General features: G+C 64.2%; 23 protein-coding genes. 9 read left to right on the plus strand and 14 right to left on the minus strand.

Going from position 1 to position 26549, the window contains the following annotated elements; translation table 11 throughout:
- Positions 1-2: 2 nt before the first annotated feature.
- Positions 3-281: a monovalent cation/H+ antiporter complex subunit F gene (locus CGLAU_RS12540; protein WP_095660713.1), complete on the plus strand. Its 279-nt coding sequence runs from the start codon at positions 3-5 to the stop codon at positions 279-281.
- Complete coding sequence (locus CGLAU_RS10845; protein WP_095660714.1) at positions 278-703, plus strand: monovalent cation/H(+) antiporter subunit G; 426 nt, start codon at positions 278-280, stop codon at positions 701-703. The genes CGLAU_RS12540 and CGLAU_RS10845 overlap by 4 nt, the downstream gene beginning before the upstream one ends.
- 24 nt (positions 704-727) lie before the next feature.
- On the opposite strand, the gene CGLAU_RS10850 is transcribed toward CGLAU_RS10845, so the two are convergent.
- The 3 genes from CGLAU_RS10850 to CGLAU_RS10860 all read right to left on the minus strand — a co-directional run bounded on the left by CGLAU_RS10850 (position 728) and on the right by CGLAU_RS10860 (position 3321).
- Positions 728-1858, minus strand: coding sequence for a glutamate--cysteine ligase (locus tag CGLAU_RS10850; protein WP_095661184.1), 1131 nt, complete (start codon positions 1856-1858; stop codon positions 728-730).
- 87 nt (positions 1859-1945) lie between these two features.
- Positions 1946-3043 carry a LytR C-terminal domain-containing protein gene (locus CGLAU_RS10855; RefSeq protein ID WP_095660715.1) on the minus strand — a complete coding sequence of 366 codons (1098 nt, stop codon included), beginning with the start codon at positions 3041-3043 and terminating at the stop codon, positions 1946-1948.
- Between the two features lie 35 nt (positions 3044-3078).
- Complete coding sequence (locus CGLAU_RS10860; RefSeq protein ID WP_095661185.1) at positions 3079-3321, minus strand: DUF3263 domain-containing protein; 243 nt, start codon at positions 3319-3321, stop codon at positions 3079-3081.
- Between CGLAU_RS10860 and CGLAU_RS10865 the strand changes: the two genes are divergently transcribed.
- Genes CGLAU_RS10865 through CGLAU_RS10880 form a run of 4 tightly spaced genes read left to right on the plus strand, consistent with a single transcriptional unit; the run spans position 3320 to position 7178 of the window.
- Complete coding sequence (locus tag CGLAU_RS10865) at positions 3320-3892, plus strand: peptide deformylase (RefSeq protein ID WP_095660716.1); 573 nt, start codon at positions 3320-3322, stop codon at positions 3890-3892. The genes CGLAU_RS10860 and CGLAU_RS10865 overlap by 2 nt on opposite strands.
- A 13-nt stretch (positions 3893-3905) precedes the next feature.
- Positions 3906-4892 carry an N-acetylglutamate synthase, CG3035 family gene (locus CGLAU_RS10870; RefSeq protein ID WP_095660717.1) on the plus strand — a complete coding sequence of 329 codons (987 nt, stop codon included), beginning with the start codon at positions 3906-3908 and terminating at the stop codon, positions 4890-4892.
- 25 nt (positions 4893-4917) lie between these two features.
- Positions 4918-5709 carry an exodeoxyribonuclease III gene (locus tag CGLAU_RS10875; RefSeq protein ID WP_095660718.1) on the plus strand — a complete coding sequence of 264 codons (792 nt, stop codon included), beginning with the start codon at positions 4918-4920 and terminating at the stop codon, positions 5707-5709.
- Positions 5706-7178 (plus strand): phospholipase D-like domain-containing protein, encoded by a 1473-nt coding sequence (locus tag CGLAU_RS10880; RefSeq protein ID WP_095660719.1) that lies wholly within the window; start codon positions 5706-5708, stop codon positions 7176-7178. The genes CGLAU_RS10875 and CGLAU_RS10880 overlap by 4 nt, the downstream gene beginning before the upstream one ends.
- 362 nt (positions 7179-7540) lie before the next feature.
- On the opposite strand, the gene CGLAU_RS10885 is transcribed toward CGLAU_RS10880, so the two are convergent.
- From CGLAU_RS10885 to CGLAU_RS10900, 4 genes are read right to left on the minus strand one after another with little or no spacing between them, the layout of a single operon-like run.
- On the minus strand, positions 7541-8491 hold the full coding sequence (locus tag CGLAU_RS10885; RefSeq protein ID WP_095660720.1) for a DUF559 domain-containing protein: 951 nt from the start codon (positions 8489-8491) through the stop codon (positions 7541-7543).
- A gap of 32 nt (positions 8492-8523) precedes the next feature.
- Entirely contained in the window at positions 8524-9255 is a 732-nt protein-coding gene (locus tag CGLAU_RS10890; RefSeq protein ID WP_095660721.1) for an ABC transporter permease, read from the minus strand.
- Positions 9248-10270, minus strand: a complete 1023-nt coding sequence (locus CGLAU_RS10895; protein WP_095660722.1) for an ABC transporter ATP-binding protein — start codon at positions 10268-10270, stop codon at positions 9248-9250. Before CGLAU_RS10895 ends, CGLAU_RS10890 begins: the two co-directional genes overlap by 8 nt.
- Positions 10263-10724, minus strand: coding sequence for an NUDIX domain-containing protein (locus CGLAU_RS10900; protein WP_095660723.1), 462 nt, complete (start codon positions 10722-10724; stop codon positions 10263-10265). Before CGLAU_RS10900 ends, CGLAU_RS10895 begins: the two co-directional genes overlap by 8 nt.
- Positions 10725-10760: 36 nt before the next feature.
- Here CGLAU_RS10900 and CGLAU_RS10905 point away from each other — a divergent pair, with 36 nt between their 5' ends.
- Genes CGLAU_RS10905 through CGLAU_RS10915 form a run of 3 tightly spaced genes read left to right on the plus strand, consistent with a single transcriptional unit; the run spans position 10761 to position 15829 of the window.
- Complete coding sequence (locus tag CGLAU_RS10905) at positions 10761-12197, plus strand: hypothetical protein (protein ID WP_095660724.1); 1437 nt, start codon at positions 10761-10763, stop codon at positions 12195-12197.
- On the plus strand, positions 12197-13315 hold the full coding sequence (locus CGLAU_RS10910) for a glutamate ABC transporter substrate-binding protein (RefSeq protein WP_095660725.1): 1119 nt from the start codon (positions 12197-12199) through the stop codon (positions 13313-13315). Before CGLAU_RS10905 ends, CGLAU_RS10910 begins: the two co-directional genes overlap by 1 nt.
- Positions 13316-15829 (plus strand): serine/threonine protein kinase, encoded by a 2514-nt coding sequence (locus tag CGLAU_RS10915; protein WP_095660726.1) that lies wholly within the window; start codon positions 13316-13318, stop codon positions 15827-15829. It abuts the gene before it with no gap.
- 187 nt (positions 15830-16016) lie between these two features.
- On the opposite strand, the gene CGLAU_RS10920 is transcribed toward CGLAU_RS10915, so the two are convergent.
- The 7 genes from CGLAU_RS10920 to CGLAU_RS10960 all read right to left on the minus strand — a co-directional run bounded on the left by CGLAU_RS10920 (position 16017) and on the right by CGLAU_RS10960 (position 26517).
- Positions 16017-17222, minus strand: a complete 1206-nt coding sequence (locus CGLAU_RS10920) for an acetate kinase (RefSeq protein ID WP_095660727.1) — start codon at positions 17220-17222, stop codon at positions 16017-16019.
- Between the two features lie 5 nt (positions 17223-17227).
- On the minus strand, positions 17228-18580 hold the full coding sequence (gene pta / locus CGLAU_RS10925; protein WP_095660728.1) for a phosphate acetyltransferase: 1353 nt from the start codon (positions 18578-18580) through the stop codon (positions 17228-17230).
- Positions 18581-18725: 145 nt separating this feature from the next.
- The gene (locus CGLAU_RS10930; RefSeq protein WP_095660729.1) at positions 18726-19754 is read right to left on the minus strand and encodes an ATP-grasp domain-containing protein; all 1029 of its coding nucleotides are present in this window, start codon (positions 19752-19754) and stop codon (positions 18726-18728) included.
- Positions 19755-19879: 125 nt separating this feature from the next.
- The gene (locus CGLAU_RS10935; RefSeq protein WP_095660730.1) at positions 19880-20683 is read right to left on the minus strand and encodes a hypothetical protein; all 804 of its coding nucleotides are present in this window, start codon (positions 20681-20683) and stop codon (positions 19880-19882) included.
- A 185-nt stretch (positions 20684-20868) separates the two neighbouring features.
- On the minus strand, positions 20869-21627 hold the full coding sequence (locus tag CGLAU_RS10940) for a class F sortase (protein ID WP_232507112.1): 759 nt from the start codon (positions 21625-21627) through the stop codon (positions 20869-20871).
- 160 nt (positions 21628-21787) lie between these two features.
- Complete coding sequence (locus tag CGLAU_RS12325) at positions 21788-24760, minus strand: DUF5979 domain-containing protein (RefSeq protein ID WP_157731366.1); 2973 nt, start codon at positions 24758-24760, stop codon at positions 21788-21790.
- A gap of 377 nt (positions 24761-25137) precedes the next feature.
- Positions 25138-26517, minus strand: a complete 1380-nt coding sequence (locus tag CGLAU_RS10960; protein WP_095660733.1) for a hypothetical protein — start codon at positions 26515-26517, stop codon at positions 25138-25140.
- Positions 26518-26549: the final 32 nt, after the last annotated feature.

A 26549-nucleotide genomic window follows, 5' to 3' on the forward strand; every position in this document is an offset into this window, starting at 1 on the left:
CGATGGACGCCACCGTGTACAACATCTTCCTCGGCGTCGCGGCCGTGCTGATTGCCGTGGGGTTCGTCATACTCGCCTGGCGCGTGATAGTCGGACCGGATTCCATGGACCGCGTGCTGGGCAACGACGCCATCACGGCCTCCCTGCAATGCGCGCTCGCGCTCTACATCTGTTGGACACTGGACACCACCGTGGTCAACGTGATGATCGTGATCGCGCTGCTCGGATTCATCTCTTCGCTCTCCGTCGCGCGTTTCAGGAAGCGGGATGGTTCGCTGTGATCACCGACATCATCTCGCTCATCTTCATCCTCCCTGGCGCGTTCATGGTCTTCTCCGCGGCGGTGGGCACCGTGCGCTTCAAGTCCACTCTTGCGCGCGTCCACGCGATCACGAAACCGCAGACCACCGGTCTGCTGCTCATGATCACCGGCACCATGATCCGCCTCGTCGGCGCACCGGATTTCAGCGTCTACGAACGCGGCGACATCGGCATGATGGTCCTGTTGGTCATCTTCGCGCTGATGACCAACCCGGTCACCGCGCAGCGCCTCGGCCGCGTCGCCCGTATGGAGGGCCTCTACGGCCCGGAGGAAGACCTCACGGTCAACGAGCGCCCAGCCACCTACCACCCAGGCCGCGTCAACCCCACCAGCGATGCCACCAAGACCCAGAAGGCAGGGAAGTCCGGCAAGGATGTTTAGTTACCCGGTTATTTACCCGGTTAGTTACCAGGTCAGCTCAGTCATCTCTTGCACAGAGCTCTTGACGACGGCGCGCCAGTCCCCCGTTTCCTCATAAATCCGGCGCTGCCGCTGGTATCCCGCGCCACGCTCCAGGATGTCCTCAACCAGCCGCAGTTCCTCGACGCAGTCGAGGTCCTGGGCGATGGGCAAGAGCTCGTCGACAAGCAATGAAAGCTCTTCCGACACCCACCGCTCGTCTGTGGCCCTGCTGGTGATGACGACTGCTTCGAGGCCGTAGCGCGCGCCGCGCCACTTGTTTTCCGCGACGTGCCACGGCTGGAGGGTGGGGAGCGGCTCGCCGGCTTCGAGCATGCGGTCGTAGTGCACGACCAGGCAGTGGGTGAGCGCGACGATGGCGGCGAGTTCGCGCAGGTTGGAGGTAGCGTCGGAGATGCGGACCTCGATCGTGCCCCATTTCGCGGCGGGGCGGACGTCGAAGTGCATCGAGCCGGTGTGGTTGATCACGCCGGAGGTTTGTTGGTCGTGCATAAAGCCGACCCACTCGTCCCAGTTTTGGAACTGGTACGGCATACCCGCGGTGGGAAGTTGCTGGTAGAGCATGGTGCGGTTGGACGCGTAGCCGGTGTCCAGGCCCTCCCAGCCGGGGCTGGATGCGGAAAGGGCGAGCAGGTGCGGGTACTTCGTCATGATCGCGTTGATGATCGGCCAGACTTTATCCTCGTGGCTGATGCCGATGTGGCAGTGAATGCCCCACAAGAGCATTTGTTTGCCCCAGTACTGGGTGCGGTTGATGATCTCCTCGTAGGTGATCTTCGGGCTCAGCGCCTGCTCGCGGAAGTCGGTGAACGGGTGGCCGCCACCGGCCCAAAGCAGCAGGTTCTGGCGCTTTGCGACGTCTTGGATCCGCGTCAGGTCGCGCTGCAGCGCGTCGACGGCCTCGCGGGTGTTCGCGCACACGGGGGTCACCAGCTCGATGGTGTTCTGGAGGAACTCGCGCTCGAGGTGCGTGTCGGGATGCTTTGCTACGACTTCGTCGATCACGTCTGCCGCCCTGGGCACGAGGTCGAGCGTTTCCGGGTCAAGGACGCCGACCTCCCACTCCACGCCGAGGGTGTTGTCGGTAGAGCGGGCGAAATCGCGGAACGGATCCATTGCCATGGTGGGTAAGTGTATTGGCTGGGGTCCGCGGCGTAGGTCTCGCACCGGATTTGTATTCCGGCGACGGCGGTGCGCCAGGCGCTACCTGGTGAGGACGACGGTGATCGCGTTCCGGTTTCCGGCCGCCGGCTCCGGCAGCCCGGTCGCGCCCTGCGGGAGATCGTTGTTCGCGCGCGGGACGCCACCGACTTGCTGCGCGATGTCTGCCGCAACCTGCTCCGCACCCGGAACCTGCGGGTCGAAGAACACGGTGGTCTCCGGGAACACACCGTATTGCTGCTCCGGCATGTTCATCGTCGCTGGGTCGGGCGAGTTGTTGGCCACGTTGAACTGCGAGTCCAGACGCGCTGCGGTATCGGAAGCCGCATTCGGCACTCCGGAGTTGTTGAACACGAACACCTCAGCGTCGGCTGCGGTGAGCGCCGCACCGTCCGCTGCCGGGGCAGCGGGAGCCGGTGCCGGCGCGTTCGGGTCGTCTGCGCGCGGTGCGTTCGGATCTTGCGGGTTCGCGCCGTCAGCCGCGGTCGCGTTCGGATCCTGCGCGCCGGTCTGGCCAGCCCCCGCACCAGCATCCGCACCCGAATTTGAACCCGCCCCCGGCGCGCCGGTGTTGGCAACCGTCTCAGTCGCCGCGGTCGTGGCCTCGGTGCTCGCCGGCGCCGCGTCGTTGTCCGCACCGCGGTTCTGCGTCATCGCGTAAATGCCCCACAGCAGCAGCAACGCCGCCACCGCGATCAGGATCATCGCAAGCCCGCGCTTGGGCACCCCATCAGCAGCAACGGCGCTCGAGCCAGTAGAGCTTTTCGCTTGTCGACGCCCCTTTCCACGCACTTCTCCATCCCCACGCTTACCTCGCGTCGCAGCTGCGGTGCCCGCGGCACCAGCTGCCGCCGCACCAGCGGCAGCGGGGATAACGGAGGTGTTGTCGTCGTCAGCGTATTCACCGTAACCATCGGCGTACTCGTCGTATTCGCCGTAGTCTTCGTACTCCTCGTCGGCGTCGCGACGGTGGGCGCCACGGTAGTCGTCGACATCTTCGAACTCGACGTAGTCGGCCGCGTCATCGAACTGATCGGCTTCATCGGCGTCGACCGGGTAGGCGTCGTGCGGCTCGAGGCGGCCATCATCCCCGTGGTCACCGCGGTCGCCGGGGTTGCCGAAGTTGTACTTAGTAGTCACACGCGAGACATTAGTCTCAAGTCACAGTTGAGGGTTTACGACGCGCCGTTGAACGAGGCGTCGCGAAGCCTTTGCAAACGGCGAACCAACTGGGGGCTTGACTCGAGCGCATCGGGTGAGTCGAGCAGGGCGTTGAGCCGCTGGTAGTAGCGCACGGGGGTGATCCCAAGTTCCCGCTGAATCGCTTCCTCCCGCGCGCCGAGCGAACGCGGAGCGTGGGCGGCGAAGTCGAGGACGGCGATATCGGTCTGGGAAAGCATGCCTAATATATACAGCATGACCATTAGACCAATCGTGATTTACGGCGACCCCGTCCTGCACGCGCCCACAAAGGAAGTGACGCAGTCGGTTGCGGAGCTACAAGAGCTCATCGCCGACATGCACGAGACCATGGACGCCGCACACGGCGTTGGCCTTGCCGCGAACCAAGTCGGCGTCCCGCTGCGGCTGTTCGTCTACCACTGCCCGGACGGCGAGGAGATGCGCCGCGGCACCGTGATCAATCCCGTGCTGGAGACCAGCGAGATCCCGAAGACCATGCCGCGCGACGACGGCGAGGACGACGAGGGTTGCCTCTCGGTCCCGGGCGAGGGTTGGCCCACCGGCCGCGCGGACTGGGCGAAGGTCACCGGGTTGGACGAGAACGGCAAGCAGATCGAGATCGAGGGCACTGGTTTCTTCGCGCGCTGCCTGCAGCATGAGGTCGGCCACCTCGACGGCTACGTCTACACCGACGTGCTCACGGGCCGCTACAAGAAGGAAGCCAAGCGCGCGATCCGCGATAACGGCTGGACCGAGGCCGGCAACACCTGGCTGCCGGGCACGGACCCGGACCCGTTCGGACACTAGGGCCCCGCGCAGCATGTCGCGGATTTTCCGCTCCGACCCGGTTTCTGTCGGCGACCGCGTCGTCGTGCGTCGCGTGCGAGGCGAGCTGGCCAGTGACGTCATCGGCATCGTCGAATCCGTCTCCCCGCTTCTCGTGCGCCGCGGCGACGAGCTGGTCGACATCGGCGAATACCACGTGATGAAGCGCCTCTCGCCCCGCACCGTCCGCAACTCCGACATCCGCGCGATCGAAGCCGCCACCGCCCGCGCGTTCCCAGGTCAAGAGCAATTGCTTATCGACGGATGGCTGCTCCGCGCCGGCGCCGAAATCGCCGAACGCTCCAATAGCGCGACCCCGATCGGCCACTCCGCAGGATTCGGTGTTGTGCCGCTCGACGCGATCGAGGCGTTTTACCGCGAGCACGACATGCCGGTGCAGCTGCTGGTACCGGAGCGCATCGGCAAGCCGGCGCTGCGACTGATCGAAGCCGCCCCCGAGCGCTGGGAGCTCGGCGAGGAGATCGTGGTGATGAGCGCGGAGCTGGGTGAGATGGGCGCAGGCGAAAGCGGCGGCGCAGGCGGCGGCGCGCCAGACCCCGACGTCCGCGTCGACGTCCGCGTCGACACAGCACCCGACGCGGACTGGCTGGCCATGTACCACTACCGCGGCCAGGCGCTGCCCGAGGGCGCGGTGCGGGACCTCGCGCAACGCATCGACGGCCAGATCGGCTTCGCGCGCCTCACGCTCGACGGCCGCACCATCGCAGTCACGCGTGCGACCATCACCGCCTCCGACGACGGCCGCAACTGGCTCGGCTACTCGGCGGTGGAGGTCGCGCCCGAGTACCGCCGCCAAGGATTGGGCACGCGTCTGGGCAAAGCTGTGCTGGCCTGGGGCACGCAGCAGGGCGCGGACAACGCGTACCTGCAGGTGCGCGCCTCGAACGCCGCCGGCATCGGGCTGTACGAGAAGCTCGGCTTCGTCGAACACCATCGCCACCGCTACGCACGCTTGCGCTAAAGACGTTTCGGCTAGTCTGTTCACCATGCGAGTTGCCACTTGGAACGTCAACTCGGTGCGCACGCGCGCCGAGCGCATCGCCGCGTTCCTGGAGCGCACTGACATCGACGTGCTGTGCATGCAGGAAACCAAGGTGGCCGACGCGAAATTCCCCTACGCCACTTTCGAAGCCGCCGGCTACGAGGTCGCGCATGTGGGAACCAACCAGTGGAACGGCGTCGCCATTGCATCGCGGGTGGGGCTTGAGGATGTGCGTGAAGAGTTCGCGCGCCAGCCGTCGTTTAGCAAAAGCGGCGACCCGGTCCGCGAGGCGCGCGCGGTGGGTGCGACCTGCGGCGGCGTGAACATTTGGAGCCTGTACGTGCCCAATGGCCGGGAGATCGGCGACCCACATTACGACTACAAACTACAGTTCTTGTACAGCCTGTGCGGTGTGGTCGAGGCGTCGACAAGCAGGCTCCTGTGCGGCGACTTCAACATTGCCCCGCGCGATGAGGATGTTTGGGACATCGGCTGGTTCGAGGGCAAAACGCACGTGACCGAACCGGAGCGCGCGGCGTGGCAAATGCTGCTCGAGGCCGGGCTGACCGAGGTCACGCACGATGACCGCTTCAGCTTCTGGGACTACAAATCCATGCGGTTCCAGAAGAATCAGGGCATGCTCATCGACTTTCTGCTGGCCACAGAGCCAATGCACACAAAGCTTATCGACGCCTGGGTGGACGTGGAAGAACGCCAAGGCAAAGGCGCCTCCGACCACGCGCCGGTGATCGCCGATTTTGACACGCGGACGCTGGAGCTCGACCAAGTCCGATGACCCTGACCCTGGACCTGTCGTGGTGGCAGCTGGCGCTGATGGTGGTCGATTACGCCATCAAATTCGTCATGATCGGCATCGTGCCGGGCAACCGCAAACCGTCCGAGGCGAACGCGTGGCTGCTGCTGATTCTGCTGCTACCCATCGTGGGGCTGCCGTTGTACCTGCTTATGGGGTCAAAGCTGATCTCGCGGCGGCGCCACCGCATCCAAAATCACGCCAATGACGCGTTGAACAACGTCCACGGCGAAATCAGCGACTATCCCGCCGAACTTCCCGCGGAGACGGCGTCGCTTGTGCGGCTCAACCGGGCACTCACCGGCTACCCCGCGCTCTACGCGCACGCGCCGTACCTGTGGACAGACTACGACCTCACCATGCGCAGGATTGCACAGCTTATCGACGGCTCCGTCAGCAGCGTCGACATCGAAATCTACGCGGTGGCCTGGGACGACACTACGGCGCCGGTGTTCGAGGCGATGGAGCGGGCGGTGGCGCGCGGGGTGCACGTGCGGTTGCTCTTTGACCACATTGGGTCGCAGAAGTACCCCGGGTTCCGGCGCTTGAAGCGGCGTTTGACCGAGATCGGCGTGGACTGGCACATGATGCTGCCGCTGGATCCGCTGCGCGGCCGATGGCGCCGCCCTGACCTGCGCAATCACCGCAAAGTGATCGTGTTCGACGGTGAAGTCGCGATGATCGGCTCGTTCAACCTCATCGACCGCGGCTACCTGATGCCCGGCCACGTGCGCCACGGGCGCCAGTGGGTCGACGCGTTTGTGGAGCTCTCCGGGCCGGTGGTCACCTCCATCGAGTCCATGTTCGCCGTCGACTGGTTCACGGAATCCGGCGAGGTCATGGAACTCACACCGCCGGAGCAGATTGACGACGCTAGTGCTTTGGACGTCAACGTCGTCCAGCTCGTCCCATCTGGGCCCGGATTTTTAACCGAGCCGAACCTGCGGATGTTCAACGCAATGATCCACCACACCCGCGACCACTTGGTGCTGTGCTCGCCGTACTTCGTGCCGGAAGACTCGCTTTTGGAGGCCATCACCTCTGCCTGCTACCGCGGCGTACGGGTGGACCTGTTGGTTGGCGAGAAGGCGGACCAGTTCATGGTGCAGCACGCGCAGTCGGCGTATTACCAGCAGCTGTTGCAGGCGGGCGTACACATCTGGGAGTTTTCGGCACCGTACGTGCTGCACACCAAGTTCGCACTGGCAGATCCGGGTTCCGACGCCGCGGTCGGCGTCGTCGGATCCTCCAACATGGACATTCGTTCCTTCTCGCTGAACTACGAAAGTTCGCTGTTCATCGCGGGCGGTTCGCTCCTGCCGCGGCTCTTCGAGCTGGCGGAGAACTACCTCTCCGTCTCGCGCGAACTGACGTTGGAAGTGTGGGACCGCCGCCCCTGGTACCGCCGCTACGTCGACAACGTGATGAAGCTGACCTCCGCCGTGCAGTAGCGCCCCGCCCCCGCCCTTGCCGCTCCGCTCCCGCTGCCGCCACCCTCACCCCCCCGCTGGGCAAATTCACACCCGCCCCACTAACCCCTCCATCCACTTCCGACACATGACTCCCACCCGCAAGCCCGGCAGACCTAACCATCCATCCGCAAACCCGGACAATAGCCACAAACCCGGATATCTACCGCCCCTTACGTACAACATGTCACACATAATGCCCCCCAGATATCCGGGTTTGCGGCTATTGTCCGGGTTTGGCCTCAAAGCTCCCAGCAACAGCTGGACGTCCCGAGCGAGACCAGGCCTGAATCGAGACCAGGCCTGAAGCGAGACCAGGCCTGAAACCCGACCCGAACGCCGGCCTAATCGCCCCGGAAGCCCCAACCACCTTCCGGCTCCCATCGTTCGTCTCCGGCAGGCCGCCCCGGCGCGCCACGAAGATCGGCTCGCGCCTTGGCCTCCCGAACACGAGCCACGCAATCGGACTCGTTACGCAGAATCTCTGACGGGAACAACCTGATCACTTCATACCCCTGTTCTTTGATGAAGTTCTCGCGTTGCAGCTGCTTGACCACTGTCCCCTTCGCAACATCTTGATACTTGCTCGCACCGTCGATCTCGATGGCCAACTGCCCCCACAGAAGATCCACCCGAAACGGCCCGATCCATTTCTGCACTTCAACCGCGATGCCGTGCTCAGCGAGGATGACCCGGAACAGCGACTCGTACGCCGACTCGGAGAGATGAATGCTCAAATCGAACGCGTCGTGCGCTCGGCCGATGTACTTGTGCCCCGCCATGCGTTTCAAGTGGTCATGGACTTCTTTCCACTTTGCACGCTGTTGTCCAAGCGTAAGACCAGCGAACAGACTGTCCATCGCCACGACACCGTCGCGCGGCGAGTGAAACCGCGCGATATCGATAGCGGAGCGGATCGGCGTTGTCACCCGCACTTCCCCGTGCGCGCCGACCGTGGTGATGTCACTTTCCAGAAGCCGCACATACCTGTACAAAACGCCATCCGGCCACTGCGAACGCGGCGGCGGATTGCCACTCGGCATCGCCAACTCCACCGACGCCGTCTCATTGCTCAGAATCCATAACCCGTTCAAGCAACCAGCAGACCGCCCTATAAGGACAGACTTCCTGCCGGTGATCCCCACGGCGTAGCACCGCAACGCTGATTTTTCATGGCGCTGCAGCGCATACCATTCATCTTCCAGAACGTACTTGGACGCGGTGAGCTGCACACACGTATGCTGCGCAGCGCTCTTCCGGCCCAGTAACAGTCCCCCCAGTTTGTCTGTTTCCATGTGCCTCCCCCGCGAGGGAGGCTACCAACCCCCTACGCGTCGCGCACGGTCAGCGACACGACGCCAAGCACCCACACCACCACGGCCCACGCCGCAAAGATGCCCAGCGACTGCCAAACGGTCATCCCCTCAGCGGCCTGGTTGTTCATAAAGCCCATCAAGTTGCTAAACGGCATGTATTTCACCACGTCCTGCCCAATTTTCGGCAGCAGCGCCACGATGGTCTCAATCACAAACATCATGCCCAGACCGATCACCACCGACGCCGTCGTGTTGCGCGTCAGCCACCCCACACCCTGCACAAACAGGGTCAGCAGCACCATCCCCAGCGGCACCGCCCACAGCGCACGCTGCGTCGCCTCGCCCGTCTTCCAATCGGCAGCGACCGGCGCGATCAGGTCACCGAGAACAAACCCAGCCACCACAGCAATCACCGAGGCCACAGCCACAATCAAGGCTCCGAGCAAAAGCTTGACGACGGCCACTTCCCAGCGCTTCGGCCGCAACCGGAAGTTCGTGGCCTGGATTCCATAGCGGTACTCCGTGGTCACGATCATCGATTGCTGCACGATCACGATGATGATCGTGGTGAGCGCGACCACGGCCACCACCAGCGTGGGGACGTAGAGCTGGTTGCTCAGGCGAGCCGACCAGCCGAAGAGGGCACCGAACAAGGCGCCGAACGCGATGATGAGGCCGGTGGTCCACCAGAACGACGCGGTGGAGCGCAGCTTGGTCCATTCGGCGGGGAATTGGTTAAGCATTCGGCACCTCCGGGGAGTTGGGCTGGGACGGCTGTGCGGCGTGGCGGCCGGCGGATGGCTGGGCAACCGGCGCGGAGCCCGCGGCGTACTGCGTGTGGCCTTCGGTGGACTGCATGTATGCCTCCTCGAGGGAGGCGCGGCGCTCGGTGAGCTCCGCGAGCTGCACGCCAGCGTGGAACGCGAGTGCGCCGACCTCGTCGGAGCTGACGTCGGCAACCTCGAGTACGGGGCGGCCGTCTGCGTCGACGGAACGCGTGACACCAGCACCAGCGTTGCCGGCGCCTTCTAGCCCGCGGCGTAGCGCCTCTTCCAGCGCAGGCAGGTTGTCGCCCGCGGGGCGCACGACGGTGGTCACGCGCGAGTTGCCGCGGATGAAGTCCGCGACGGAGGTGTCGGCGACCAGGCGGCCGCGGCCGATGACGATGAGGTGGTCGGCGGTCTGCGCCATCTCGGCAAGCAGGTGCGAGGACACGAGCACGGTGCGGCCCTCGGCGGCAAGGGCGCGAAGCAGCCCGCGCACCCAGCGAATGCCTTCGGGGTCGAGGCCGTTGACGGGCTCATCCAGAATCAGGTACTCGGGATCACCTAAAAGCGCCGCGGCAATACCCAGGCGCTGGTTCATGCCCAGCGAGAACCCGCCGACGCGCTTGCCAGCCACATCCGACAACCCGACCAGCGCCAGCACCTCGTCGACGCGCGACTTTGGCAGCCCGGCCGCCTGCGCCTGCCACAACAGCGACGCCCGCGCGGAGCGGTTTGGGTGGACCCCCTTCGCGTCCAACAGCGCTCCAACGGTTTGCGCTGGTTTGTCCAGGTTGGCGTAGGCCGAGCCGTCGATAAGCGATTGCCCTGCTGTGGGCTTGTCCAACCCGACGATCATGCGCATCGTGGTGGATTTGCCTGCGCCGTTGGGGCCGAGGAAGCCGGTGACGCGGCCAGGTGGGACGGTGAATGTGAGGTCATCGACGGCCGTGACGGCGCCGTAGCGCTTGGTCAGACCTTGTACTTCAATCATGTGTGACAGTATGCCTCAGCACCGCATCAAGCGACGCGGCGAACCCCGGGTGGAGCGGCAACTCACGCAAGTTGTCCAGGGGAACCCAACGAAGCTCCTCGCTTTCCTCGTTGGCCTCAAGCGGGATCTGCTCGCCGCCGCTCGTGTGCGCGAGCACGGTGGTGTAGTTCCAGCCGTCCCGCTCGGTGGTCAGCAGCTCGCCGCGGACCTCGACAAGCGCAGGGTCGATGCCGCACTCTTCCACCGTCTCCCGAATTGCTGCCTCAGCTGCGGTTTCGTGGCTGTCGCGCGCGCCGCCCGGAATCCCCCAGGTGCCGCCCTGCGCCGTCCACCACGCGCGGTGCTGCATGAGCACGGTGCCGCCCGCTTGTAGGAACAACCCCGCTGCGCCGTAGAGCCCCCAATACTTCGCGCCGCCTGCGCCGTGCACCCATCCGTTTCCATCGCCGAGCATACCCCCACTTTCGCACAGATTGGATATTCTTGGGGAATGGTTCAGCAGTTGAGCGAGCGCGCCCCCGAGCCATCGCTTGACGACGAATGGCTCGATCGGCTCGACACCATCGAGGGCCAGCCGGAGCGCCGCACGACCTGGCAAATGTTGCAGGACACGTTCACCGGCCCGGCGCGGATGGCGCGCAGGACGTCGGTGTTCATGGCATCGACGCCGGGGCAGATTATCGCCATGATGATGGTGTTGACGATTGCGTTGCTCGCCGCTGGGTTTTCCATGAGCCAGTCGATGGGGTCCCGCCAGCGCGCGCTGGACACGCTGACCACGGCTACTGAGCCGATGAGCCACTCGGCGCACCTGCTGTACAGCTCCCTGTCGTCTGCGGACACGGTGGCGACGTCGGGTTTTGCGCAACCGGGGCTGCTCTCGCGGGAGCAGTTGGCGCTCTACATGGCTTCAATTGACCGCGCGGCGGTGACGGCTGCGGACATCTACGAGGGCGCGGTGGTCGCGGAGTCGATGGACAGCGGCAGCGGCTTCGGCGTGGCCCAGGAGGGCGAGATCACGGGCTACGTCACCGAGATCCTGCGCGACCTGCCCGTGTACACGGCGCTGATGGAGCGCGCGAAGGTGAACCAGCGCCTGGGCAACCCGGTGGGCGTGGCGTACATGACGGAGGCGAGCACCGTCATGCGCGAGCAGATGCTGCGCAGCGCGGACCGGTTGTCTTCGGTGACGCAGCAGGAAGTCGCCGCCGAGGTGAAGCGGCTGAGTTCCCCGCAGTGGGTGCCCATCAGCGGTCTCATTGCGGCGCTGGTGTTGCTCGCGGCGGCGCAGTGGTGGCTCTGGCGTGTGTTCCGGCGGCGGTTGAACCGCGGGTTCGTGGCCGCGACGCTGTGCATCGTGGTGGCCATCGTGTGGGCGGGTGTGTCCAACTTCCAGTCGTGGCAGTCCGGTGTCGTGGGTTTCAACCAGGCCGCTCGCCCCTGGGAGCAGCTCACCGACGCCCGCATTCAGGCGCAGGAATCGCGTACCGACGAAACGCTCGCCCTCCTATCGCGCCGCTCCTTGACCCGTTCCGCACAGTCCTTCGACCTGACCTACAAGAACGTCTCCGAGGCACTCGACGCGTTCGAGGAGGTCTCCGGGGCGCCTCCAGAGCTGCTCTCCGCGCGCCGGGCCCTCGACGAGTGGGCAGCCGGGCACAACGAGCTTTCCGCAGCGCTTGTCGACGGCCGCTTTGAAGCCGCCACCGACATCCTCAACGCCCGTCCCGGCTCGGCGGAAGCTTTCGCGCAGCTGGACCAGGACCTGCAGCACTTGATCAATGAGTCGCGGGAGAACACCCGCATTTATATCACTGCCTCACTGGATGCGACTCGGCTGGTCTCTACCGCCGTCGCTGTGCTGACACTGCTCGCGGTGGCGTGCATTTGGGTGGGCATTCGCCGCCGGCTTGGGGAGTACTTCTGATGCGCGGCGCAGCGCTGAAACGCGCGCTGGTCGGGAGCGCGCTCGCCGGTTGTACCCTCGCCGGCTGCGCCGCGAGCCCGCCGCCGCTCCCCGTAGAAGATCCGCCGCTGACCTACCGCGTCGCCCCGCAGCCGCCCGGCTCTGAACTCGACCCGCCCGGAATCCCGCCTGAAGGTAACTTCACTGGCGGAGACGGCAGCTGGGAGTGGCCCGGCTCGCTTCCTCCCGGCTCGGAGGAGGACCGCGAGGGTCCGCACATGCAGCGCATTCGCGACCGCGGCCGCATCATCGTCGGCGTGGACCAGTCGCAGTACCTGCTCTCCTACCGCGAACCCACCCAGGGCGACTTGCGGGGTTTCGAAGTCGACCTCGCCCGCGAGGTTGCCAAGGACATCTTCGCGCCCGACGACGCGACAGCAGACGAGCTCAAGGCCGCCGCCGCGAAGGTGGACTTCCGCTTCGTGGAACCTTCCGCCCGCGCCGAAACGCTTCGCGCCGGGGACGTCGACATTGTCATCCGCACGATGACCATTACCCCGGAGCGCGCCGAACTGGTCGACTTCTCCACGCCCTACCTCACCTCCCACGTGCGCGTGCTTGCCCCGCGCGACCGTGGCATTGCGAGCGTCGACGACCTGCGCGACCGAACCATCTGCGTGGTCGACGGAACGAACCTGGTCAACCTCGTGCGAGCGGAGATGCCAGAATCGCACGTCCTACGCACCCGCAGCTGGTCGGATTGCCTCATGGCCACCCAGCAGTTTCAAGCCGATGCGGTAATTGGCGACGATGCCGTGCTCGCCGGCATGGTCGCCCAAGATCCGCTCGCCCAGATCTTCTCCGACCCACTCGCCGAACAGCTCTACGCCGTCGGCGTTCCGAAGGGTCATGATGATCTTGTGCGCCAAGTCAATTACACCATTGAACGCGTCAGCCGTGACGGCACCTGGAGCAGGCTCTACAGGCAGTGGTTGGGCAATTCGCTTTCCAACGCCTGGCTGCCGCGCCGCATGTACCGCGACGTCTCAGCCGAAGCAACGTCTGAAGCGCCTACTGAGTCGCCTACTGAGTCAACGACCGAATCGGAAACCGAAACAGCGACAGAGGAGGCGAGCTAGATGGCGATCGAGCGCGGAACCAGCGAAGACAGGGGCCCTGATTCCGGCCCCGATCCCACCGAAGCGGTGCTCTACGACCCGTTCGTCGACGATGATGATGATGCTGACGATGATGATGCTGACGATGATGATGCCGGCGACGACGGCGGCTTTTCGCAGGAGGAACCGGACACCGAAGCCGTAGCTTTCGACCCGTTCGCGGAGGACGATGACGAAGCGGTCGACGAAGACGACGAGGATTCCGGCATCAGCGACGCCGCCTACGCCGAACTCGGCGACATGGCGGGCCTACTCAAGGACCTCGAGAAGTTGCGGCGCGGAGGCGGTCGCGAGGAGACGTCGCAACGCTCCAGGCTCCAAGCCCTGGATACCTTCCGCGAGCGGCGTGGCACGCGCCGCGCGAGCCGGATGGTTGCCGATGGCATGGTGGAGCTGCCCTGGGTGCAGCCCGCCGAGCCGAAAGAGGCGTTGCACGACCCGACCGCTGCGGTGGTGCAGAAGGGGATCCCCGCCCCCGCCCTGCACCCCGGCGATGTCGTCGCGGGACAGTACGAGATTCTTGGCGTGATCGCCCACGGCGGCATGGGCTGGATCTACCTGGCGCAGGACCACTACGTGGCCGGACGCGTGGTGGTGCTGAAGGGTCTGCACTCCACCGACAACCCGGACGAGGCGGCTGCTGCGGCGGCGGAGCGCGAGTTCCTCGCGGACATCACCCACCCCGGCATCGTGAAGATCTTCAACTTCATCGACGACCCACGCGTGCCAGGCGGATTCATAGTGATGGAGTACGTGGGCGGGCCGTCGTTACGCGAAGCGCGCAAGGCTGCACCCGGACACCTCCTGGAACCCGACATTGCGATTGCGTACATCCTGGAGGTGCTGCCGGCGCTGGGGTACCTGCACTCGCGCGGCGTGGTGTACAACGACCTGAAGCCGGACAACATCATTGTGACCGAGGACCAGGTGAAGCTGATCGACCTGGGCGCGGTGTCCGGCATCGGTGCATTCGGCTTTATCTATGGCACTCGCGGCTTCCAAGCGCCAGAGGTGGCCACGGAGGGCCCGACGATCGAATCCGACATTTACACCGTAGGGCGCACACTCGCGGCGCTGATCATCGACCTCCCGACTTCCGACGGCGTCTACGACCCGGGCATTCCCACCCCGAGCACCGAGCCAATGTTTCGCCGCTACATCTCGCTCTACCGCGTCATCGCGCGCTGCTGCCACAAAGATCCCGCGCTCCGCTTCCACTCAGCAAAGGCGCTTGAGCTGCAGCTTCTCGGTGTGCTGCGCGAACTCATCGCGGTGCGCGACGGCAAGACCTACCCCGCGCAGCACTCGCTTTTCTCGCCGCAGCGTACGACGTTCGGCACAAAGCACCTGGTGTTTCGCACCGACCAGCTCATCGATGGCATCACCCGCACCGTCGAAATCACCCCGCAGGAAGTCGTCGCCGCGCTGCCGTCGCCGCTGATCAACCGCCACGACGTCGGCGCCGCGATGCTCCAAGGATCCTCGTATGCCGAGCCCCAGGAGACCCTGGAGACGCTGCGCCAGGCGATGCGCACGCCGCAATACAAAGAATCGATGGAGATCCCGTTCGCTGTCGTGCGCACCATGCTCGACCTCGGTCTCACCTCGCAGGCGCGCTCGTGGCTCGGCTCGCTCGACGAAAAATACGGCGAGAACTGGCGTTTCTTCTGGTACTTCGGCGTGGTCAACCTTCTCCTCGGCGACTTTGCGCAAGCTCAGCGCGACTTCTCCCGCGTCCTGGGCATCCTCCCCGGCGAGGCAGCGCCCAAGCTCGCCATCGCGGCCGTCGATGAGCTCTTGCTCCAGCAAGCAGGTCTCAGGGAGGAGCAATTGCTTGACGACGACCTGGCCCGCGCCTGTGCCGGCATCCGAACGTCTCTGGACGACATTCCTTCGCGGGTGTTCCAGGATCTCGTCGCAGCCGGCGTACTGGACGACGAATGGTCGATGGTTGCCGACAACCCCGCCATGCTGCGCTTTCACGCCATGCGCCTGTATTCGCTGGTGTGGTTGGCCAATCCGACGACGGTGTCGTCGGCGTTCGGGCTGGCTAGGCAGTTGATGAACGAAGGCGAGGTAGAGTTGGCCGTCGCTGCGCTGGATCGCGTTCCGCAGTCCTCGCGCCACCACCGGATGGCGCAGCTCACGGCGATATTGTGCCTGGTGGCGCAGGACCTGACCGAGGCTCGTATCCGCCGCGCGGCGCGTCGCTTGGAGGAGATCCCGTCCACCGAGCCCAGGTTCTTGCAGGTGAAGATCTTCGTGCTGCGCGCTGCGCTGACGTTCCTCCGCCAGAACAGGGTCTACGGCGCTGCGTCGCACAAACCGCTCTTCGAGTACCCCTTCAACGTGCGCGGACTTCGCCGCGGCCTGGCGATCACCCTGCGCGAGCAGGCCCGCGTCGCTCCGTACCCGCGCCACCGGTACGCGCTGGTGGACATGGCGAACAAGGTTCGCCCCGCCACCTGGTTCTAACCCACCCCGTCACGACCCGGCGCCCCGGCAGTCGAAGCGGCTTGCAGACGCAAACCCGGATAGTTGCGCGGCCTTACGTATGGAAGTTCACGCGTAAGGGACTGGAACTATCCGGGTTTGTTGCTGTTATCCGGGTTTGACGCCGGGGTGAGGCGCAGCGGGGCCGACGCGCGCCCCGGTACGAGCGCTAGCGGATCTGGGACGCCAAGCGCGCCGCCTTCTGCGCGATCGCGAGCTCCTCGTTCGTCGGCACGACCAGAACCTTTGTCGTCGAGTTGTCGGTGGAGATGATGCGCGGGCCATCGTTAGGCAGGTCGTTCTTCTCCGGGTCGATCTCGATGCCGTACATCCTCATGTTGTCCAGGGCGTCTGCGCGCACGTGCTTGTCGTTCTCGCCGACACCCGCGGTGAAGGTGATGGCATCGACGCGGCCGAGCGCGATCATGTAGGAACCGATGAAGCGGCGCAGCTGGTTGATGTAGACGTTGTACGCCAGCCAGGCGTTTTCGTCCTCATTATCGATCATGGTGCGCAACTCGCGGAAGTCGTTGACACCGGAGAGGCCCTTCACACCGGACTGGCGGTTGAGCAGGTTGTCGATCTCGTCGATGCTCATGCCGCCCTGGCGGTACAGGTGGAAAATGATGCCCGGGTCGATGTCGCCGGAACGCGTACCCATGACCAGACCGGCAAGCGGTGTCAGGCCCATCGAGGTGTCAATCGCGTGGCCGTTTTCCACTGCAGAGCAAGACGCGCCGTTGCCCAGGTGCAGCACGATCTGTCGGGTGTGCAACGGATCGCGGTCGATGAGTGCCGGGACTTGCGAGGACACGAACTCGTGCGAGGTGCCGTGGAAACCGTAGCGGCGCACCAGGTTCTTCTCCGCCACCTCGGCGTTGATGGCATACAGTGCGGCGGCCGGCGGCAGGTCGCGGAAGAAGCCGGTATCGAACACTGCCACGTGCGGAATGTTCGGCAGCAGTTTGCGCGCGACCTCGATGCCGTCGATGTTGGCGGGGTTGTGCAACGGCGCCAGCGGGATGAGCGTACGGATCATCTCGACGACCGGATCCGAGATCAGCTCCGGCTGGGAGAACACCATGCCGCCGTGGACCACGCGGTGACCAGCGGCAACGATGTCCAGCTGGGTTGGTCCGACACCTTTGGCGTCGAGAAGCGCGAAGGTCTCCTCGAGACCGACCGCATGGGTGGCAACTTCCTTCTGCACGACGTACTTCTGCCCCGCGTGCTTGACGGTGATGCGACCGGAGGGTTCACCGATCTGCTCGACAAGGCCGGAGACGAACGGCTCGTCGGAGGCGGAAGCGGTTGGGTCGACGATCTGGAACTTGATCGAGGACGACCCGGAGTTAATAACTAGGACGTAGGGCATAAAGCTTACTTCTCCCCCGCCTGGATCGCGGTGATGGCGACGGTGTTGACAATGTCCGGCACGGTCGCGCCGCGCGACAGGTCGTTGACCGGCTTGTTCAAGCCCTGCAGAACCGGGCCGACGGCGAGGGCGTTACCGGTGCGCTGCGCGATCTTGTAGCCAGCGTTGCCTGCCTCCAGGTCCGGGAAGATGAACACGTTGGCCTGACCGGCGACCGGGGAATCCGGGGCCTTCTTCTTGCCCACGCCCGGGTCGCATGCCGCATCAAACTGCAGCGGGCCGTCCACGACCAGGTCCGGCTTGGCCTTCTTCGCCTCCTCGACAGCCTGCACCGCGCGGTCCACGTCCGGACCGGAACCGGAGGTGCCGGTGGAGTAGGACAGGATGGCGACCTTCGGATCGATGCCGAACTGCGACGCCGTGTGCGCAGAAACCGCAGCGATCTCACCGATCTGCTCGGCGGTCGGGTTCGGGTTCACCGCGCAGTCGCCGAACGCCCACAGACGCCCGCGCATGATCATGAGGAAGATCGACGAGACCACGGAAGCGCCCGGCGCAGTCTTAATGATTTGGAAGGACGGCTTAATGGTGTGCGCCGTGGTGTGGGCCGCGCCGGACACCATGCCGTCGGCAAGACCCTTGTGCACCATCATCGTGGCGAAGTAGGAGATGTCCTTCATCGTCTCGCGCGCCTCGTCGAGGGTGATGCCCTTCTTCTTGCGCAGCTCAGCGAAGTCGGCGGCGAACTCCTCGAGCAGCTCCGACTCGAGGTGGTTAATGATGTGTGCTTTCGACAGGTCCAGGCCCAGGTCAGCAGCTCGACGCTTGATGTCCGCCTCATCGCCCAGAATGGTCAGCTCCGCAACGTCCTGGCGCAGCAGCTGATCCGCGGCCTGCAGGATGCGGTCGTCCTCACCCTCCGGCAGCACGATGTGCGAGTGGTTCTCCTTCGCCTTGGCAATCAGCCAGGACTCAAATACGGTCGCAGACATCACCGGCTCGGCCTCGAGCTCTACGCTTAACGACGACCCGTCGCCAAGCTGCTGCCCCGTGACCACCGTGGCTGTACCGCCCAGCTCTTCAACGCGGCGCTGCGCGAGGGTCGCTGCACGCTCATCATCAGCCACCAGCACCACCGGCACACCGAATGCTGCGGCGACTTCGGCATCGAAGTTGTAGTCGCCGGTGCCGACGAACAGGGCGTCGCCGGTGTTGATGCCGGAGTTGTAAACCTCGGCGATTTCGGTGCCCTCAATCTGCTTCGGTTCAAGCCCGAGCTGGGACGCGACAGCGGTGATGTCAATGCCGTCAAGCGAGCGGTTGACAGAGGTGATCAGCAAAGACTTGCTTTCAGCCATGGGGTCGCCTTTCGTAGGTGCGGTGCGGTTCGTACTTAGGCAAGTCTACCGGTGTAACTCGGCCCAGGTTGGGGTCTAGAAGGAGACCCAGCGCACATCTAGGCACCTCACGTGGTGCGGTTCCGAAAGGCTAGAGCCGCACGGCCTAGCGCAGCTCGTCTGCGGCGCGCGCAGCCCGCTCACGGGCCTCCTCGACGCTCTCGCCCGTCGAGCGCACCAGCACATCCCGCCCAAGCACCTGCACACCCGTCTCCTCAACGGACATCGCGCGCGCAAGCGCCTCCGGATCGGTGTTGGCACCGTACACAATCTGGCTCGCGCCCGGCGAGACCAGCGTGACGTCGATTGGCAAGTGCAGCGTCGCGCGGGCGTGGATCTCGAACTGATCGAGCCGCTGCGTGGCGCGAGTGAGCATGCCGTCGAGCCCGGGCAGCGGCAGCACTGCGGAGAAGTAGACGTCCTCGCCGTCGACAAACAGCTCAATCGCATAGATGCCGCGGCACTCCAGTGCGTTGGTCACACGCGCCGCGATTGAGCGCGCGTTGTCGCGCACCGTGTCCGGCAGCGGCGCTGGCTGCCAGCATTCCACCAGGTCGCCGCGCGCGTGCCGAGTCCCAATCGGCTCACAGAACCACGTCGCCAGCTCCCCCGTCGCCGGATCCACCGAGCGCGCAGTGAGAATCGTCAGCTCGTAGTCGAACTCGATGAAGCGCTCGACCACCACGCCGTGCGCCGGAAACGGCTTGAGCACCGGCGCGTTCGCCAGCTCTTCCGCGTCGCGCACCACCAGCTGCCCCCTGCCGCGCCGCGGCTTCACCACCAGCGGGTACCCAATCCGCTCCGCAAACGCCGGTAGCTCCTCAGCCGTCCGGGCCAGCTCATGGGTCAGGGTCGGCAACCCCAGCTCATCGGCAGCAGTAGTGCGCAAGGCATCACGGTCGAAGGTCACGGAACAGGTGCTTATCGACGGCACGACCTCCGCCCCCGAAGACTCCAGCGCCTCGAGATCCGATGTGTTGAGCAAGTCGTCGGCAACTGCAAAGAGGTTGGGCTGCGCGTGCGGGGCGCGGCCGAGGGTCGGCGACCAGCCGAGGTGCCGGTAGGCCGCTGCGAGCTCTTCGGCGAGCGGGCCGGAGCCGAGCACGTGGACGTGCCGGTTGGGTTGTTGGCTCATAGATAGGAAGTATCGCATATCAAGGCGCGAACCCCCGCTCCGGTGCGAGGTCGTCGCACAGGCGCGGGGGTCGCGGAGCTTCAGAGCTCGGTCAGGCCTCCGAGAAAGCCTGCGCCACCGGAGTCTTAGTTCTTCTTCTCCGAAGCGGTCGGCTCGGCGGGGGAGGACTCCGAGGCGGAGGTGGTCTCAGAAGAGGACGACGACGAGGACTCGCTGGAGGGGCTCTCGGAGGCAGAGATAGTCGCCGCCGGGGTGGTGGTCTTCTTTGTCTTGATGTCGCGGATCGAGGAGCCGCCCTCAGCCGGCGGGGTGCAAGCGCTGATGATGGATGCAGCTGCTGCAATTGCGGCAGCGGTGGTTGCCAAGCCGACGATTGCGGAGGTGAGGTTCAAGCCGTAGTTCTCCAGGGCACTGTCCACGGCCTGAACCTGGCGAGCCAGATCCTCGTTGAGAATGCCAGCCTGGCGCTGCAGCTGGGTGTTAGCGTCGCGGATCTGCTGGTTGAACTGCTCGTTGATGGAAGCCAGACCACCCAGGCCGAGCTGAGAAGCAAGTGCGAACGGCACCAGCGCTGCGAGCGGGATGCCATAGCCGATGATGTAGCCCGCACACTTCTCGCCGTCCACGTTCTTGTCACCCTCGACGCGCTTGGTGACATCCTTGTCGGACGGGCGAGCGTAGCTGGTCGGGTTTGCCGGCGTAAAGATGGAGGAGCCGTCCTCCTCATTGCGCTTAATGGATGAGCCCTTGTTCTCGCCCTCGGAGGAACCCGGAACAACAACGGTAGACAGGCTGCTGCTGCCCTCGTTCTTTGCGGAGCCCTGGTCCTGCGCGTCTGCGACCGGAGAGATAGACGGCGCGAGCAGCGCTGCGGAGACAGCTGCTGCGGCGATTGCGGTGCCCTGGCGGCGGGAGAAGTTCTTGAACATTGAAACCCTTTCAGGAAATTTGTGAATACCTGCAAGACTCCGCACAGCTACAATCGCTGCGAGACTCAAGCTGGATAGAGCCTACGAGCAACATTGTAGATCCCTTATGATTTCTATGGGGGTTAAGGCAGCCACTTTTCTTCGGCGTGTCACCGGAAGTTGCCTGAAACTCCACGTCAAGTGGGCTACGCGGGCTCTGCTATCACAAAAATATTGTCGGCGTAGCCCAGTGCTCCACCTACAAATTCACCGCCGCAGGTAATCAACACCAGCATGTTCTCACCGCTGGTGTCGTTCACCTCGGCCGGCATATCCTCACCCTTAGCCACCCGGAACGGTGCCTTGGTCACCTTGTACTTCGCCGGCTGACCGTCAACGTCGATAGTCACGGTGTCCCCAACGTTCAGCTGCGTGAAGTTGTATGCGAAGCCCTGTCCCTGGGTCTGGTGGTTCACGTGTCCAGTGATCACGGTGGAGCCAACTCCGCCTTGGGAACCAGGCACAGCCGACTCCACGTACCAACCCAGTCGGGAGACATCCTCCGGCGGGATCAAGGTGCCGTCGACAGTAAGTTGCACAAAGTCGATGGGTGCTGAGTCTGCTCCGAGCGACAAGGTCATTTCCTCGACATCGTCAACCGTCGTCGGGAACGCGGTGAGCTCCTGCTCCTGCTGGCCGGAATCGTCGACGTAACCGCCTTCAGCTGGCGCCTCAGCATCCGTGCTTTCGTCCTGCTGCTCGGAGGTGGTCAAGTCGCCGGAGGCTTCGTCGGAGTCTTTGCCGCCGAGCATGAAGACCAGCGAGAGAATGAACAGCGCCGCGACGGCAATAAGGGCTACCGGGAGAATCCAGTTCCGACGCGGCTTGGCCGCGCTCGCCTCCTCCCCTGCGGCAGCATCGAATGCATCGGGGTTCGGGTCTTGGTTGGGCACAGCGGTACTCATGCAGTTAGGTCCTCACGCGTCGGTTCGGGGTTAAAGGTCTACTGGACGGCTTCAGCTGAAGCGCGCCCATAACGGATAGAGATATTAGTGGACGGCAAGCAGAAAACGGGCCGGCAGTGGTTGCTGCCAGCCCGCTTTCATGCGGTCTCAAGGGAGATTGCTAAGCGACGAAGCGCGCAACCCCATCAACCAACTCAGTCGCACCTGACGGCACAGACTTGATCTCCTTGCGCTCGCCCGGCTTCGCCGGCTGCTGTGCAGGCTTACCAGGGGCAGGCTGGCCCGGTGCCGGTGCAGGCTGGCCCGGTGCAGGCGCAGGCTGGCCCGGTGCAGGCTGACCCGGTGCCGGAGCAGGGGCCGGAGCTGGGGCAGGCGCAGGCTGGCCCGGTGCAGGCTGACCCGGTGCAGGCTGACCCGGTGCCGGAGCAGGGGCCGGAGCTGGGACAGGTGCCGGCTGAGAAGAGCCGTCCTTGCCCAGGAACCAGATCACAGCCGGAACCAGCGGAATGAGCGGGATCAGCGCCAGCCACCACGGCACTTCACTTGAACCATCCGGGGTGTCGCCCGGGGTCTTCGGCGTGGTCGGCAGAGTCGGCGACGTCGGAGCCGTAGTGCTAGACGACGACGTGGTCGAGCTCGGAGTCGACGACGGCGTACCAGTTCCCGGAACACCTGGCACACCCGGAACATTCGGGCGCGTCGTGGTCGATTCAGTCGTCGTGGTCGTCGTATCCGGCGTCGTGGTCGATTCAGTCGTCGTAGTCGACTCAGACGGCGTGGTCGTCGTACCCGGCGTCGTGGTCGACTCAGACGTCGTGGTCGACTCAGACGTCGTGGTCGATTCAGTCGTCGTGGTCGTCGTACCCGGCGTCGTGGTCGACTCAGTCGTCGTGGTCGTCGTACCCGGCGTCGTGGTCGACTCAGTCGTCGTGGTCGTCGTACCCGGCGTCGTGGTCGACTCAGTCGTCGTGGTCGACTCAGTCGTCGTGGTCGTCGTACCCGGCGTCGTGGTCGACTCAGTCGTCGTGGTCGACTCAGTCGTCGTGGTCGACTCAGTCGTCGTGGTCGTCGTACCCGGCGTCGTGGTCGACTCAGTCGTCGTGGTCGACTCAGACGGCGTGGTCGACTCAGACGGCGTGGTCGACTCAGACGGCGTGGTCGGCTCAGTCGTCGTGGTCGACTCAGTCGTCGTGGTCGTCGTACCCGGCGTCGTGGTCGACTCAGACGGCGTACCCGGCGGAATAGGCTCCCCCGGGGTAGCCGAAGTGGTCTCAGTCGACGTCTCCGGCGTAGAGCTCTCCGGGGAGGAGGACGGCGTGTCGTCCTTGACGTAGTTGTTGGTAACTGTGACGGCGACGTTGGTCTCCTCGCCCTCGGCGATGGTGAACTGGTTGACTTCCTCGCCGCCGATGGTGATGGTCGCGCCTTCGAAGGTGTAACCCTCCGGCAGCTCGCCCTGCGGTTCACCCTCGGTAATGACAACGGTTGCACCAACCGGTGCTTCACCGGCGAGTTCTTCGCCGTTTACAGAGATGGAGCCCTCAACCGGGTCAAGGGACTCGCCCTCGGCGTTGGTGATCGCGGCCGTGATCGGGAACTGGATGTTGTTGAATGCCTCAGCATCTGCTTCGTCAACGCCCTCGACGACCTTGTTCACCGTGAAGCCGCCGGTAGCGGGGGTTTCAGGAGTGCACTGCGCCGGGTTGGTCAGCGTGACGGCGACGTTGGAGGAGTTTTCGTCCTCGATGGTGACGCTCTGCTCGGAGAATACGGGCTCCTGGAATGTCACGCCCTCGATCTCCGGCTGCGCCTCGCTGAACTCGACGGTGGTGCCAGCCGGCAACCTGTCGTAGCCGGTGATGGTGGCACCGTCCTGCACGTAATCGGTGTAGGTGATCACGTTGCCGTCTCGGTTACCGCGGCCCTCACTGTTCTTGTAGATGTTCTCCTCGAAGCCTGTCGGCAGGGTGATGGTGACGTTAACCGGGTAGCGAGCACCCTCGAGGGCCTCGCAGTTTTCTTCCCCCTCGACCTCAACGGTCTTGGTCAGTGAGAAGGAGCCAGTGTTGACACCTTCAATGGTGCCAAAGCCGTCGGTGTTCCAGAACATGCTGGCGGAGGCTTCAGTGACGTTGCCGTCAGCGTTGACCGAGATGTTGTTGGAGTAGGTGTCACCTTCTTTGGTGACCTCGTTCAGGCGCTGGGTCCAGTAGGTCAGGTAAATGTCCTGCCCCTCTTCCCAGGTGCCATCGTATTCTTTGCCGTTGCCGTCGACGGTGCCTGCCTTGAACGGAGAAAGGGTGATTCGCAGCTCTTGGTCACTGACGATCTCGAAGTTCTCGTTCATGTACGACTGCTGGTCCTGAGCATCGCGCTGGGTTGCGCCCGCACGCTTAGTACCGTCCGGTGCCTCGGCATCCACGTGCTTGTGGTTGGAGCCTTGAATCGTGTCCGTGATCACGATCTGGTCAGCGTCCTTGAAGGACTCATAAGGGATGAGAATGTCCCAGATCAGGTATTCGTCGCTCAGGGAAGCGATGTGGGCGCTTTTCTCCAGGTTCTCCACACCGGTGTAGTCGGTGATCTCACCCTTCTCCTTCACGCCGCCAGGCACGTTCGCGACAGGGGTGCTCTCTTGCTTGCCCCTGACGGTGAACGGGAAGTCCTCGTCTTCAGAGGCAGCCTCGGCCTGTGCGCGCAGACCAATGAGGCCGTTGACGTTCTGCTTACCAACGAACTCTTCGTTCAGCGTACAAACCAGGGTCTGGGCGCCAGATGCCACAGAGCATGTACCGCCGACCGCCCCGTTTTCATCCGTGAGATCGAACGAATCGATCGACTGCGGTTTGAAGGTCTCCGGAAAGTCCACCTCGAAGGTGTCACCTGCATTGAAGGGGCCGTTGGCTTCCCAGTTCATGCGAACGTCGACGACGTTGCCCTCGACGACCTCTGGCTCGCCGCGATGCTCGGTGATTTTCACATCAGAGATGGTGACGTCCACCGGATCGGCCTTCGCCATCGGTAGTTGTTTCAAGCCGAACGCACCCGCCAACGCTATGGCGACAACTGTCACCAAAGCGATGAGTGTTCGGCGCAGACCGGCTGACATGCCGGCTGCACGCTGATCGTTCATGTTCACTCCGTTTCGTTCGAGTCGGGTCTACAGCCATTACTGGAGAGGGGCTTCAGCGTGGGCTGGAAGTTGCTCCGTCCTTGGCCGAGATAGGTTTACAAAGGGCAGAGACTTCACAGAATCTTAACAGTGTTGATACATCATGCAACGTTACGCGATGGTAGCTGCCCCAATTTCCCCCCCAAGAGCGGTACCACTTCCGCTCAAGACACCAGTTGAGGACACCTGTCTGGCCAGTGGAGCCATTAGAGCTAGGACACCCCCACCCTGGTCTGGAGGCCCGTAAGCAGGGCGGTCCGCTCGACCCAGGCCCCGCCCTCGAGCCCACAGCTCCATATGGGCGAGTCTGCTTATGGTTAGGATCTCGCCTCGGCTCTCTACATCCGGCCGAAACGGATGAAGAGGTTGCTGATTGCGCCGAAGTAGCTCCTAAGGTCAGCGAACAGCCAAGAGTAGAAGGTGGCCTGTCCCGGCTTACGATCCGATGGCTTTCTATCCTTGCCATCCTCGGCCGCCTTGACATCCTCGTCTCGATCGGCAGCCGCCTGAGTAGCGGGATCGAATAGATCCGATTCAGGGGCGATCTGCGGCACATTTTCGTGCAAGTCTTCCCTGGCAGATTCTGGTGCCGGTGCAGGAGGCGCTGCTGGAGCAGGGTCGTGCGCAGGGCTTGAAACTGGAGCAGATTCTGGTGCTGGAGCAGGTGCCGGGGCTGGGGGAACAGCAACGCGGTCAGCAGGGGCTGCTGGCGCTGGTGCCGACGGCAGAGAAGCGGGCGGCTGCGGTGCTGGAGCTTCTTGGGCCGGAGCCTCTGGGGCTGGCGGCTGCGGGGCCGGAGGTTGCTCGATAGGCAGGTTCGCTACAGCCCGGTTGGCGGCAACGCCGATCTCGGGAGAGTAGGAGAAATCATGGAAGGTGATCTCGTCGCCGTCGGCGTGCTGGTACGCCTGCTTGCCGGCAAAGAACGACTTGTTGGACTCGGTGGTCCACAGGTTGATGCGCAACTGCTGGGTGCCGGTGTCGCGGGGGATGCGCGTGGTCGAGGTGACGTCGGAAAGCACTTCGCCTTCCTCGGTCTTGGTGACGACGCGCAGGTAGTCCTTTTCCCACTCCGCGATGGTCTGGAGGGTGACCTGGCCGGCCGGGATGTCGAACTGGTCAATGTTGTAACGCGATGGACCCCAGAGGGTGTCCGGGTAGTAGGTCACGCCGCCGTGGGGAAGCGGGCGGGAGACCTGACCCCAGCGGCTGATCTCGATGAAGTCGATTTCGGTGGAACCGTGGCTGTTCTTGTGCACCTCGGCAGCCTTGTTAAGCTCCATCTCCGCCATGTCGTACGGGAAAATACCCAGTACGTTGTGCGGATCCATGTCGTTGAAGTCGGCGGAGTACTCGAAGGTGTATGTGCCGTAGCCGGTGGACTCGACTGCGTTGATCTCCACGCCGCCGCGAATGCCCTCGTTGCGGATCTGCAGATCGCCGTTCGGCAGCACCCGCGCGCCGTTCACCCACTTCGCTCGGTTGTCGGCCGGATCCGCAGCCTGTGGACCACCCCAGTCGATGACACCATCCGTTTGGCGGACAGCCCAGTCATGGCCAGACCAGTTGAACGTTGGGAACCCATACGAGGTGCTGAAGCGTTGACCGGTGCGCTGGATGTGCGCCGGCACGTCAGCAGACGCGTGCGTGGGGTATGCCCCCAGAGTGACAGCCAAGGCGACTGCTGCCGCGATGGAGATGGGTTTCAGTTGCTTCATCGACGATGCCCTTTCTGGCCAAAGACACCCGA

The sequence above is a fragment of the Corynebacterium glaucum genome, from assembly GCF_002287505.1.
GTDB classification, from domain to species: domain Bacteria; phylum Actinomycetota; class Actinomycetes; order Mycobacteriales; family Mycobacteriaceae; genus Corynebacterium; species Corynebacterium glaucum.